This is a genomic window from Streptomyces sp. NPDC004542 (assembly GCF_040610035.1).
Taxonomy (GTDB): Bacteria; Actinomycetota; Actinomycetes; order Streptomycetales; family Streptomycetaceae; genus Streptomyces.
The window spans coordinates 1-13,194 of record NZ_JBEXLP010000140.1 but is presented as its reverse complement, the minus strand read 5'-3'; the positions used below and the strand labels follow the sequence as shown (position 1 = coordinate 13,194).

The window sequence follows — 13,194 nt, the reverse complement described above, 5'->3', positions numbered from 1 at the left end:
GGTGTCCGGCCGGCACCCCCGGCGGTGGCCGGCGCCCGGGTCCAGACGGTGCCGACCCCGGCCGCCTGCGCCGTGCCGCCCCGTACCGGCATCGCCCGTGAACGCGCCTGGCTGCGCGACGCCTTCCGCCAGCAGTACAACGACCAGGCTGGCGTCGTCGCCCGGCTCCTCTCCGAGTCGCCGGGGCTGCGCGGAACCGCCCAGACGCCCACCGAGGACGTCCTCACCGACCTCGTGGCGGCCCGCCTCTACCTGCGCGGTGACGCGGCCCTGCTCGACCGTCAGGTCCGCGAGGCAGCCGTGGGGCCGCACGTCCCGTTCGCCCGCTGCGTGGCCGCGGGGCTGCGCAGGCTGCCCTCCTACCGGGGTGCCACCGTCCTGCGGGCCGCGCTCGGCGGCCCCGAGTGGGACTGGTACCGGCACCGCACCCTCGTCACCGAATGGGCGTTCTGCTGGGCGCTGACCACCGCGGCCCCGGAGTTGCCCGGCGACGCGGACCTGCTGATCTGGTCGGTGACCGCACGCCGCACCGCCCTGCTCGCCCCGGACCTGCCCGCCCGTGTGCTCTTCCTGCCCGGCACGACCTTCAAGGTGCTGGCGGTCCGCGACGGCGACCGGCGGGCCGTCCTGCTGCGCGAACTTTCCGCCTCCGAGATCGCCGCCGACGGCCGGGTCGACACCCGGCGCACCGCGCTGGACGACATGGCCCTGACCGGGCTCGAACATGCGGACCGGGCCTGGCACGCCGACGAGTCCGGGGCGGCGCCCGCGCACCTGCCGCCCGAGCAGACCGTCCGGTTCGGCGCCCCACCCGGACTCATCCTCCCGCCACCCCCCGCTCCACCAGCCCCCTCCGGAAAGAGGACCACACCATGAGCCGGCAGAAACTGCTGGTCTCCCAGGACGGCTCGGCGCCCTACCGCACCATCGCACAGGCGCTCGCCGCCGCCGCCGACGGCGCCCTCATCACCATCTCCGCGGGCACCTACCGCGAGGCCCTCGTCATCGACCGGGTCGTCACCCTCGCCGCCGGCTCCCAGCCGGGCGACGTCCGCGTCGACGGCGGCACCGCCAGCGCGGTGGTGATCGCCGCCGAGGCGGCCCAGCTGAACGGGCTCGTCCTGGAGGGCGGCAGCGAACAGATACCGGTCGTCGAGGTACGTCACGGCGAGGCGTCACTCCAGCAGTGCACGGTCTCCGGAGAGGCCTGGGCGGGCATCCTCGCCTGGCAGCGCGGCATCCTCATCGTCCGCTCGTGCCGGGTGACCGGCCTCGGCGGGGCGGGCATCGTGGTGACGTCCTCCGGCGCCAACGTGGTGGAACAGACCACGGTGGCCGACACGGGGTCGTCCGCGATCGTCGTCGCCGAACGCGGACGGCTGACCGTGCGGGACTGCCGGCTCGAGAGACCCGGCGGCAACGGCGTCTGCGTCAACGGCAGCGCCCGGGCGGTGGTGGAGACCACCGGGATCACCGCCGCCGGGCAGCCCGCCCTGGTCGCCGAGCAGAACGGCGGCGCCGAGTTCCGCGCGGTCACCGTCTCCGCCGGCACCGGACTCGACGCCTACCTCACCAGCCGCGGCGAGGTCACCCTCACCGACTGCGTGTTCACCGGCTCCGGCACGGAGTCCGTCCTGGTCGGCGGCGGCGCGGCCCCTGCACTGCGCGGCTGCGTCGTGACCGGCGCCGCCCGCACCGGGGTGCGGGTCACCGAGTCCGCACAGCCGTACCTGGAGGGCTGTCAGGTGACCGGCTCTCCGACCGGCGTCCTCGTGGACGGCGGGGCCCGGCCGGTCCTGCGGTCGGTCCGGGTGAGCGACGCGAGCGGCGACGGACTGCTGGTCGCCGAGGGCGCCGCCCTGGAGGGCGAGCGGCTGTCGGTCTCCGGAGGCACCGGCGTACGGGCCACCGGCGCCGAACTCACGCTGCGCGACTCGGAGGTGGCGAGCACCTCGGGTCCGGCCGTCGATATCCGCGAGGGCGCCACCGCCCGGCTCACCGGGGTGCGCCTCGCCGCCACCGGGGCGCCGGGTCTGGCGGCCGCCACGGCCGCGGCCGTCGCCGAGGCGTGCGTCCTGCGGGACTGCGGAGTGCTCGTCGGGGCCGACGCCACGGTCGAGCTGAAGGACACCGAGGCCACCGCCTCGGACTCGGACGGCATCCGGGTCACGGGCGGCGGTGACCTCACGGCCGTCGGCTGCCGGGTGCACGGCGCCCACGGCCACGGCATCCACATCCAGGCCGGCGGCCGGGCCGACCTCGCCCACTGCGGAGTCTTCGACAACGCCGGGGACGGCATCCGCACCAACACCGAGGAGCCGGTGCGGATCCACGACTGCGAGCTGCGGGACAACGGCGGCCAGGCGCTGCACCAGCTGCGTCCCAACCCCCGCCTCGACACCGCGAACGTGACCGGCGCGGAGGCCGGCGCGGCCGCGGAGGCGCAGGGCGGCCACCGCTGGTCGGAGGCCGGGGCCACTCCCTCCGGCGGGGACGGGCGGCCCGCCGCGGGGCACACCGGCACCGGCCCGCTGGCCGAGATGGACGCGCTGGTCGGCCTGGAGAGCGTCAAGCAGGAGGTCACCGGCCTCATCAACCTCAACAAGATGGCCCGGCGCCGCGAGGAGATGGGCCTGCCGATGCCGCCGATGAGCCGGCACCTGGTGTTCGCCGGCCCGCCCGGCACCGGCAAGACCACGGTGGCCCGCCTGTACGGCGCCGTCCTCGCCGAACTCGGCATCCTGAGCCAGGGACACATGGTGGAGGTCTCCCGCGCCGACCTGGTCGCCCAGATCATCGGCGGTACGGCCATCAAGACCACGGAGGTCTTCAACCGGGCCCTGGGCGGTGTGCTGTTCATCGACGAGGCGTACACCCTGACCAACCAGTCCAAGGGCACCGGCCCGGACTTCGGTCAGGAGGCCGTCGAGACCCTCATGAAGCTCATGGAGGACCACCGCGACGAGATCGTGGTCATCGCCGCCGGCTACTCCCAGCACATGGACCAGTTCCTGGCCTCCAACCCCGGCATGGCGTCGCGCTTCTCCCGCACGGTGGAGTTCCCCAACTACACCGTCGACGAACTGGTGACCATCGTGCGGGGCCTGTGCGCCAAGCACTTCTACGAACTCACCGACGGCGCGCTGGAGGCGGTGGCCCGGTACTTCACCCATATCCCCAAGGGGCCCACCTTCGGCAACGGCCGGGTCGCCCGTCAGATCTTCGAGACGATGATCAACAGACAGGCGTCACGGCTCGCCGTGTCGCCGCCGGGCAGCGACTTCGAACTGAGCCGGCTCACCGAGGCCGACGTCGAGACCGTGCCCGCCGCGCCCGCGCAGCCGGACGACGACGCTCCCGCCGCCGGGGACACGGCACCGCCTGCCGCCCCGCCCGGCCGCAGCCTCGCCCGCATCGCCGGGCTCGTCGGCCTGGACGGCGTACGCCGGGCGCTCCAGGAACACCTGGCGGCACTGCTGCCGCTCGGCCGGCGCGGGGAAGGGCCGGCCGGCCGCGCCAACCTGGTGTTCACCGGTCCCGAGGGCAGCGGCCGGGACGCGGTCGCGGTGCTGTACGCCCGGGCGCTCGCCGAACTCGGCCTGCTGTCCACCGGCACCGTGCACCGGGCGCCGGTGTCCGCCTGGCCGGCCCGCTGGCCCGGCCAGGCGGAGGCCAACGTGCGGACCGCGTTCGACGAGGCGGCGGGCGGCGTACTGGTGCTGGAACTCGACGAGTTCCTGGCAGCCCGCATGCTGTCGGAGCGCGCGGAACTCGTCGCCGCGACACGGCGGACGGCCGCTCAGCGGGACGACGTCGTGCTCGTGCTGTCCGGGGAACCCGGCCCGGTGGCCGCGCTCCTGGGCAGCGAACCGGGAAGCGAGCTGACCGGGTGCTTCGCCGGGCACGTCGACTTCGCGCCCTACACCCCCGACGAGTTGGCGATGCTGGCCGTACGGCGGCTCACGGCGACCGGTCTGGAGGCCGGTGACGGGACGTTCGAGGCCCTGGCCGAGCACTTCGCCCGCACTCCCGCGGCGCGCGGGGCCTTCGACGCGCATGCCTTCGCCGACCGGCTGGCCGATCTGGCGGTCACGCGTGTGGTCCACGGCAGCGACGTCCTCGACCTGCTCGACGAGGAGGACGAGGACAGCGAGGACGGCGCTTCGAAAGCGGAGACAGCCGTCGTCTAGCGCCGCTGGTACCGCGGCACCAGCGGCCGGAGCGCACGGGCAGAGCGGCTGTCACACCGGGCAGGACAGGCAGCGGGAACTGTGCCCCGCGCCGGTGGGCGAACAGGATGGAAGCACGCGGGCAACCGGCTCCGCGACTCTCCTGGAACCGACTGGAGGAAAACGGTATGGCATCGAATCTCGAGGCCGTAGACCTTGCGGGAATGCAGCAGTCCGCTCAGGTTCATCTGCAGACCCTGGAGAACCATCGGGCGTCCTTCGCCCGCATGAGGGATCTGGCCACGAGGGCGGAACAGGGCTGGCAGGGTGAGGCCGGCACGGCTTTCCAGCAGGCCCTTGAAGGCTGGATGGCGAACTACCAGAAGATCGGCTCGGTCCTCGACGAGATGCACCAGCGCATCCTCGCGACGGGGAACGTGCAGGGCCAGGCCCACCAGGCGACCAAGCAGACCGCGTCTCAGCTGGCCGGTACCACCGTCCAGCCCGTCGCGCTCAAGGGTTTCTGACCAGCACATCCCACCGATCCGGCACGGTGCCGAGAACCCTGCCACGGGGGCACCGCGCGCTACTGACAAGGAGACAACGATGGCCGAGACCTATGCCGTCGACTGGCAGGCCTTCAACGAGACCCTGTCTCAGTTGAGCACCGTACAGTCGGAGATCAACGAGCTCAACCAGCAGTTCGCCAGCGGTAACACCCAGGCGCTCACCGGCTGGATCAGCGACGTCAAGGAGATGTTCGACCAGCGCAAGATCAACTGGAACCAGACCGTCGCTGAGATGCAGCAGCAGGCCGCCGCCGCTCAGCAGGCCGCCGCGCAGTGCCGGGAGGAGTACCTGCAGGCACACCAGTACGGCGTCAAGACCTGGAGCTGACCGTGGCGATGATACCGCCCCGGCCTGACATGCCGGGAGGAAAACCTCCGGCTCCGGACCCCGGGCCGCCCCAGGCGTGGGATCCCACCAGCGTCCAGCATCCGGACGCGGTCAGCAACCCCGACCCCGGCACCGTCCCGAGCGCGCCGTCCGTGCCTACCGGCAGCGGCGGCTCCGGCAAGGAGGCGGTGAGCACGGCGGCCCTGGACCTGTTCGCCGGCAACATCGCCAAACTCGTGCCGTACGTCATAGAAGCACGCAACCGGATGGCGGCCGGATCGGCTTCGGTCGTCCAACCGGGCGCCTTCTACGACGCCTACCAGCTGCGCTCGCAGACCTCGGGCCCCAACGGGGGCGCGGGTCTGCAGCAGCGGTACTTCAACGTCCTCTCCGATCTCGCTGAGGGACTGCAGGACATCAGCAACGGCATGCAGTCGGTCAGCAAGAAGTACAGCTCGGCCGCCGAACTCGCCAACATGAAGACCAGCGACCTGCAGAACGCGCTGAGCGCTGCCCTGGCGGACTTCCAGCGGCTGGGAAACGACAGCGGCGCCACCGCCTCGTCCACCGGCGGGTCGTCGGGCGGCACGGGCACGGGGACCGGAAAGACGAGTTGACATTTTCACCCGCCGCTGTCGGTGGCTCCGGGCCGGTGCCACCGACAGCGGCGCAGGCATGACCGTATTCAGCGTTCGGTCCTTCCGCCGTCGTCGTGCTCGGGGGCCGGAGGCCGAGGCCCCAGACGAGAGCGCAGGGTTATGGCGGACTACAGCCAGGGCGGATTCCACGAGGACGGAAGCGGCATCTACGCCGACCCCACGGTCCAGGGTTCCCCGTCCGACTACGACAGCTGGGACTGGAAGCAGATCATGGCGGCCATCACGGGTGGTTCCGCCCTGGTGCCCGGCGAGGGAGGCGAAGCCCGTGCGTCCTCCGTCTCCTCCCCGCAGACCCTGGTCAAGGCGGCGAACGACTTCCAGTACGTCCAGGAGGTCATGGCGATGGTCGCCAAGAGCCTGGCGGACCAGTCCAAGGCCCTGGCCGGCGGTGAGGGCGCGCCGTGGCGGGGCGGCGCGGCGGACGCCTTCATGGAGTCGATGACCACGTTCTCCAAACAGGTTGCCTCGAACGCCGAAGCCCTCGGCGGCGGCGCCACCGGCAGCTCGGTCGGGCAGAACCTCGTCTGGAGCGCCAACGCGCTCGCCGTCGCCCAGGCCAACATCCACGCCATCGACTACTGGTACGCCAACCAGGCCGCCCGGCTCGGCGTCAAGCCCATGGCCAACGGCCTCATGCCGATCAGTCAGAAGCCCGAGCTCGTGCAGATGATGACGGACGACATGCGGGCCGAGCTGAAGAAGCTTGCCTCCAACTACGCCCAGGTCAGCCAGACCCTCGGCCGTGTGCAGCCCAAGCCGGTCGTCTCACCGGTCAAGGATCCGGGCAGCACCGGTGGCAGCGGTGGTGGCAGCGGCGGACCCGACCTGACCGGCGGGGGCGGCTCCGGAGGCGGTACCGGCGGCACCGGCGGTCCCGACCTGAGTTCGCTGGGCGGTGGCGGTGGCGGCGGTACCGGAGGCACCGGCGCCCCGGACCTGAGTTCGCTGGGCGGTGGCGGCGGTGGCGGTACGGGCGGCTCCCCGGCGCCGTTCACCGGCGGCGCCGGCCTGCCCGACCTGGCTACGACCGGCGGGGGCGGGACCGGGGATCTCGGAGGCACCGGAGCGATCTCCCCCTTCCCCGGCGGCGCGGGCACCGGCGACCTGGGCACCGGGGGCGGGGGAGCGGGCCTGCCGAACCTGGCCGTGCCCGGCGCGGGAGCGGGCGGCACGGGTGGTGCCGCGGACCCGTTCACCGGCGGCACCGCCACGCCGGACCTGCCCGCCGGCATCGGTAGCGGTACCGGTAGCGGCACCGGCACCACGATCGACCCGTTCCCCGGCGGCACGGGCACGGGCACGGGCCTGACCGACCCGGCCCTGGGCACCGGGGGAAACCTCGGCGCGGGCAGCGCGCTCCCCCTGCCCGGGTTCGGTTCCGTGGCCGCACCGTCGACGGGCACCTCCGGTTCCTCGACGTCGGGCCAGAACCTCGCCGAACCCGTCACGGCCTGGAACGGCGGAGCCCAGACGCCGGAACTCGCAACCGGCGGGACGGGGAGCATCGGTGTCCCCGACCTCGGCAACGCCGGAGCCGGGCTCGGCGACGGCGCGGCGCTGCCGAGCGACCTCGTGGGTGGAACGCCCGGCCTCGGCAGCCCGGCCTCGATGCCGTCCTCCAACCTCGTCTCCGCACCGGGCCTGCCCGACACGTCGGCGGCGGGTGCCGCCGGTGTGGGTGCCGGTATGCCGATGATGCCGATGGCTCCGGGGATGGGTGCGGGGGCCGGGGGGCAGGGGACGGCTGGTGCCGAGCGGCCGGACGCGTCGGGTCTGTTGGGTGGTGAGGTGAAGCCGTGGGCCGGTGGCGAGGGTGTGGGTGCGTTGCCGGAGGCGGATCCGGTGGCGGGTGCGGCGGCGGGTGGTCCGGGTCTGTCCGGGCTGGATGCGGGCCGGTCGCTCGATCCGGCGGCCTCTCTCGCGGCGTCGCCCCAGTTGGCGGCCGAGCCGACCGCCGGTGCGGGTGAGGGTGCCGGTGCGGGTGCCGGGATGCCCATGATGCCGATGATGCCCGCCACGGGTGCGGCGGGCGCCGGATCCGCGGGCGGGGCGGGCGGCGAACGGCCGGACTCCTCGGGTCTGCTGGAAGAGGCCACCGCTCCCTGGACCGGCGAGGACGCGGACGGCGCACAGGAGGGCGCCGTCCCGGTGGCCGGAGCTCCGTCCGGCGGCTCCGCACTGTCGGGCCTGCCCGCCACCGCGTCGGCCGGATTCGTACCGGTGCTGCCCCTTCCGGCGGCGCCGACGGCGCGTACGGGCCGTACGGGTTCCGACGGCGCCCCTGCGGGTGGGGGCAACACCGAAGGCGAAGTCACCGCGTCGTCGGCCCTGCTGGGCGGCTCCGCGGCAGTGTGGTCGCCCGGGGCGGAGGAGACGGCGACCGCCCCCGCGGAAGCCACCGCGGCTTCACCGGAGTCCGCTCATGAGGGTGCACCGGCCGGGGACCGGGGCGCACCGGCGCAGGCGCTGTCCGGCACGCCGACCGGCGTCCCCGGCCCCGGGTCTCCGCACGCACGTGTCGCCCCCCGGGAGGTCTCGGCCGCCCAGAGCCTCGCGGATTGGCAGGCGGAAACGGCTCCGTCCGCCGAACCCGCGGTGGCCGCCCCGCTTCCCGAACCGCCCGACGACCGGGTCCCCGTTCTGGCCGAGTCCGTGGACACGGACGACGCCACCACCTGGGACGTAGCGGCGGCTGGCTTCGGCACGTTGATGCTCGCGTTCGCCGGCCAGGGCGCGGCCGACGGCGAGCACCCGCAGAGCACCTCCCGCTACGCCGTCGCCGAGCCGGCCGTCTGGGAGGCGGAGGGCGGCAGCGCGGTCCGGATGGCGGAGCGCACGGTGGACCCCGGCTCCGCCTCGTCCGCCGATCCCGAACTGACCACATGGCGGCCCGCCGCCCGGCCCACCGCCGCGGCCGGGGCCGGGGTCGGGGCCGGGGCTGCCTCGGGCATCGCCCCGGACGAAGAGATCCGCTGCGGGGCCGGGGCCGGCGAGGTGCCGGACGAGCCCGAGCCCGAGGGAACCGGTTCCGCGGCGGACGACGAGCAGGAGGACGACGAGGGCGGTGACGAGGGCGCGCTCGGCCTGCTGACGCAGGACGTCTCGACCTGGGGCACCCGTCCCGTCGTGCCGGACTCCATCGGTTAGCCGTCACCCGTCACCCGCACGCCCCACCCACCGCCCGTGGCCGACGGCCGCCCGCCGTCCGGCACTGGCGGCCGCCAACCACCGGTCGTCCCGGCCGCCCAGGAAACGGACCCATGAACGACGACAGCACACCCACCACCGCCACCGCCGTGCCGGAACCGCCCGACGACGTCCGGGAGGCCGCACGCCAGGCCCCCGACCACTGGTTCGGGATGGTCGACCCGGCCTGGGACGAGGCCGGGGGGCCACCGCCGGACTGGGCGGTCATCGGCCGGTGGCGCTCGGACGGGACCGGAGAGATCGTCGAGTGGCAGGACAACGACGCCTACCGCCCTTCACCCGCCGCGCTCGGCTGGGACCCGCCCACGGACCCGGCGGACCACGCGGTGCAGCGGGCCGCCACTGGCTACGGCCACCCGGAGGAGGTCGTGCGCGCCTTGGCCGGAAGCGAACTCGCGGTGCTCGTCCACCCGGACGGCTCGGTCGTCACCGCCGGGACACCGGAGGGCACCGCGGTGGTGCCCGCCTTCACCGCGCAGCCCCAGGTGGACGCGGCGGGCCGTCTGGCGTACCGGGTGATGTCCTGCCGGGACGTCGTCGGACTGCTCCCGCCCGGCCACCTGATCTATCTGAACCCGGCCGGTCCCGTCTCTCTCACCGTGGAGACGGGACCGCTCCTCGACGCGTTGTCGGACGCCGGGGACGCCGGGGACGCCGGGGACGCCGGGGACGCCGGGGACGCCAAGGACCTCGGGGACACCGGCGGCACCCCCGTCTGACCTGCATGTCCTCAAGCGCCCGGCGTCTTTTCGGACAAGGTCGGTGTTCATGCGGGCAGGGGTCACGAACCGTCGTTCTCCTGCCCGGCCGCCCGTGTTTGAGTGAGTGAAGAAGAGGCCGCCGCCATCGTCCGACCACGCAAGGAGTGAGCAGGTGTCCACGTCGTACGACGAGCAGATCGAGGAACTGCGAGCGGGTTACCAGGCCCAGCTGGCGCAGATCGGCGAACTGCAGCGCCGTATGAGCGAGGTGACCGGCACCGCCACGGCCAAGGCGCAGGCCATGAAGGTCACGGTCGGTCCGCAGGGCGAGCTGGTCTCGGTGGAGTTCCCCACCGGCGCCTACCGCAGCATGGCCCCCAAGGAACTGGCCGACCTGGTGGTCTCCACCATCCAGGAGGCAAGGGGGAAGGCCACTGCCGCCCTCGCCGAGGTCATGACCCCGCATCTGCCCGAGGGACTCGACGCGACGCAACTGCTGCGCGGCACGGCGGACGTGGCCCAGCTGATGCCGTCGGAGCCGGCCATGCCGGACGGGGTGCGGGAGTACGTGGACCAGGGGCGCCTGGGACGGCAGGCCGGTGAAGGGCCCCGCATCGCGCGCAAGTGACCCACCCTCCCTGTCCCGTCCGTGGTCCGCAGTCCGGCCGTACCGTACGGGCCCGCCGGCCACCGCCTTGACTCGCTGGTCGTTTCCCTGATCCACCCGCCCAGAATCGAGCCCTGCCATGCCTGAGAAGTTCGTCGTCAACCCTGACGGGCTCCAGTCCGCGAGCGTGCCGCTGGTGGCGCTGGCCGAGCGTCTGGAGGGGGCCTTCAAGTCGGCCGCGGCCCAGCTGTCCGCGGACGGTTCCAGGGCGTGGGGGAACGACAAGCCGGGCGCGCAGTTCGCGAGCGGCTACGTCCCGGCCGCCCAGGACATCATCAAGGCCGGCTCCGGCATCGGCCAGGTTCTGGGCACCTCCGCCCAGAACCTGCGGGCCGTGGCCAAGGTCTTCCAGAACGCCAATGAAGCGGCCATCCAGGACACGACCCGCCTCAGCGGGCGGCTCGGCGGCAGCAGTGGCCGGGGCGGCAGCGGCGGCGGGCGCGGCGGACGTCCGTGAGCCCGGTCCCCGAGCCCCTCCGGTGGGCCGCGCTCATCACCGGTACGCAGTTGCCGGAGGCCGATCCCGCCCTGCTGCGGCAGCAGGGCGAGGTGTGGGCGGGGTTGGCCCAGCAGGTGCAGGGCATGATGAGCGAGGTCAACTCGGTCCGCACCAGCGTTCTGTCGAATGTCAACGGGCAGCCGGCCGAGGCGTTCGACGCCTACATGCGGACGCTGGGCACGACGCTGCCGGAGCTGGCGAAGGCCGCCGACAACCTGCGCCTCAGGGCTGACGAGTTCGCGCTGGAGGTCGAGCACGCGACCTACATGGTCGAGGCGATGCTCGCCTGGATGCTGATCGAACTGGCCTTCCTGGCGAACACGTTGTTCGGGCTCGCGGCCGTGCCGGCGCTGATCACGGGTGTGCGGCAGGTGATCCAGGCGATCCTGCGACGCCTGGTGATGTCGGCGGCCATCGGCGCGGCCTCCATGACGGGCCTGGAGACGCTCCTGCAGGCCATCGAGATCCTCAAGGGCACGCGAAAGCACCTGGACCCCAACGCCATCAAGAACATGGCGCTCGGCGGGGTCATCGGCGGCGCCGCGTTCGGCGCGCTCTCCGGTGTGGCCTCCCACTTCGTGCCCAAGTTCGCCAACTCGCTCATCGGGCGCACCGCGATCGGCGGGGCGTCCGGTGTGGTCGGTGGAGCGGCCGTCAACGCGGCGCTCGGTGCCCAGCAGGACCTGGGCCTGGCCTTCCTGGCCGGTGCGGCCGGTGCCATGCTCGGCGCTCCCGGTGGCGGGGGCCGCAGGCAGGACACCAGGCCGACGGAGGGGCTCGCCGACGCGGTCAAGTCGCTGACCACCAAGGCCCCCTTCAGCCCGCCCGAAGGCGTCAACGGCACCGACCTGCCCGGCCTCGGTGGCAGTGCCGGTGCCTCCGGCGGCATCAAGGACCTCACGACGCCCGTCCCCGGTTCCGCCGGTTCCGGCACGGGTGCGCCCCGGAACACCGCGACGCCAGGTCCGGACGCGGTCACCGGCACTCACGGTGCCGTACGGACCGAGGCCCCGGCCCCCGACGCCGGCCGGCCGCCCTCCGAGGCCCCGTCGTCCGCACCGGAGACGCGGACGCCCTCACCCGAGACCGCCGTGCCCGCGCCCGCGACCGCCGCCGCGGGCGGGGGCACGGCCCGGGACGCCGCCGCGCCCGCGCCGGCGTCCCCCCGTCCGTCCGTCGGCCTGCCCGGCTTCGAGGAAGCGGGTCCGGCCGCGGCCACGACCCCCGGTGGCCCGACGAGCCGTCCGGTGGCTCCCGGCCCGGCCGCCACCGGGCAGGTCCGCGAGGTACCGGACCCCGTCCGCACCCCGTCCCAAGCCGGCCCGACGGCGGAGGGGACGCCGCCACCCGTCATCAGGACCGGCGCGACCGCCGAGGGAACACCGGCGCCGGAGACCGGCGGCACCCCCGACGGCGGCGCACTGCCCGGACGGATCGCGGAATCGGGCCCGGGTGCGCCGGAGACCGGAGCGCTGTCCGCACCGGCGGCCGTGGGCGACGGGGTTCGTGGCGCCGAGGGCGTTGCGGGTGCCGGCGGGGGGCCGGACCGTACCGTGGGCGGCGCTCATGCGGAGCCGTCGGGCACCGTGGGCACGCAGGGAGCGCCGGGTTCGGCGCGTCCGGGTGCCACCGATGCCGCTCCCGCGGCCACCGCGCGGCCGGACGGCGCGGCGCGCGGCACCGGGGCGCCGGCGCCCACCGCTGCGGACGCCATCGCCAAGCCGCCCGTCACGACGCAGTCCGGCAACCCGGCGACCAGCGGGCCGGGGACGCGGGCCGGTGTGACCGGTGGGGCCGGGGCTCCTGAGGTGCGTACGGTGGCCGGGCCGGGTGCCGGTGGTGACGCGAGGCCGGGCGAGGGATCCGCCTCCGGTGTGCGTGCCGGTGCGGACCCGGTGTCGGTGCGTGAGGTGCCGGCGAGCGGGGAGCCGGAGGCGCGGGCCGGTGTGACCGGTGGGGCCGGGGCTCCCGTGGTGCGTACGGAGGCCGGGCCGGGTGCCGGTGGTTCGGTGAGGCCGGGCGAGGGATCCGGGTCCGGTGTGTCCCCGGGCGCTGGAACGCGGCCGGACGTGCCGGGTGGGGCGTCTGCCTCCGCTGTACGCGCCGCCGGCGACCCGGCGACGACCCGCGAGGAACCCGTCACGCGTCCGGTCACGACGGTCCGTGCCGACGGGGGCTCGCGGCCCGGGACCACGGGGCAGCCGGGGGCGCCCGTGCGGGGCGACGGCACGGCCGGTACCGGGAGCGCCCGGCCGGACGCCGTGGCCCGGCAGAGCGGGGAGGTGCGGCCCGGAGCCGCGGCGCAGCCCGGGGCGGCCGTGCGGGCCGGCGGGTCCAGGGCCCGGGTGTAGCCGGAGCCCCCGCCGACCGCTCCGGCCCCGCTCATCGAGCTGGC

General features: G+C 74.4%; 9 protein-coding genes and 1 pseudogene. All 10 read left to right on the top strand.

The window, feature by feature from the left end; all coding sequences use genetic code 11:
* A pseudogene (locus ABZX30_RS36435) lies at nt 1-876 on the top strand (hypothetical protein); the annotation flags it as partial.
* On the top strand, nt 873-4,190 hold the full coding sequence (locus ABZX30_RS36430; RefSeq protein WP_355942250.1) for a right-handed parallel beta-helix repeat-containing protein: 3,318 nt from the start codon (nt 873-875) through the stop codon (nt 4,188-4,190). The pseudogene ABZX30_RS36435 and the gene ABZX30_RS36430, both read left to right, overlap by 4 nt.
* Nucleotides 4,191-4,357: 167 nt before the next feature.
* A complete protein-coding gene (locus ABZX30_RS36425) occupies nt 4,358-4,696 on the top strand; it encodes a WXG100 family type VII secretion target (protein WP_355942247.1) in 339 nt (112 codons plus the stop codon).
* Between the two features lie 79 nt (nt 4,697-4,775).
* Nucleotides 4,776-5,066, top strand: a complete 291-nt coding sequence (locus ABZX30_RS36420; protein ID WP_355942244.1) for a hypothetical protein — start codon at nt 4,776-4,778, stop codon at nt 5,064-5,066.
* 152 nt (nt 5,067-5,218) lie between these two features.
* Nucleotides 5,219-5,683: a hypothetical protein gene (locus ABZX30_RS36415; protein WP_355942241.1), complete on the top strand. Its 465-nt coding sequence runs from the start codon at nt 5,219-5,221 to the stop codon at nt 5,681-5,683.
* A 141-nt stretch (nt 5,684-5,824) separates the two neighbouring features.
* Nucleotides 5,825-8,872 (top strand): hypothetical protein, encoded by a 3,048-nt coding sequence (locus ABZX30_RS36410; protein WP_355942238.1) that lies wholly within the window; start codon nt 5,825-5,827, stop codon nt 8,870-8,872.
* Nucleotides 8,873-8,985: 113 nt separating this feature from the next.
* On the top strand, nt 8,986-9,651 hold the full coding sequence (locus ABZX30_RS36405) for a type VII secretion system-associated protein (RefSeq protein ID WP_355942235.1): 666 nt from the start codon (nt 8,986-8,988) through the stop codon (nt 9,649-9,651).
* A 154-nt stretch (nt 9,652-9,805) separates the two neighbouring features.
* Complete coding sequence (locus ABZX30_RS36400) at nt 9,806-10,261, top strand: YbaB/EbfC family nucleoid-associated protein (protein WP_355942232.1); 456 nt, start codon at nt 9,806-9,808, stop codon at nt 10,259-10,261.
* 118 nt (nt 10,262-10,379) lie between these two features.
* Nucleotides 10,380-10,757: a hypothetical protein gene (locus ABZX30_RS36395; protein ID WP_355942229.1), complete on the top strand. Its 378-nt coding sequence runs from the start codon at nt 10,380-10,382 to the stop codon at nt 10,755-10,757.
* Nucleotides 10,754-13,150 carry a hypothetical protein gene (locus ABZX30_RS36390; protein ID WP_355942226.1) on the top strand — a complete coding sequence of 799 codons (2,397 nt, stop codon included), beginning with the start codon at nt 10,754-10,756 and terminating at the stop codon, nt 13,148-13,150. The genes ABZX30_RS36395 and ABZX30_RS36390 overlap by 4 nt, the downstream gene beginning before the upstream one ends.
* Nucleotides 13,151-13,194 lie beyond the last annotated feature (44 nt).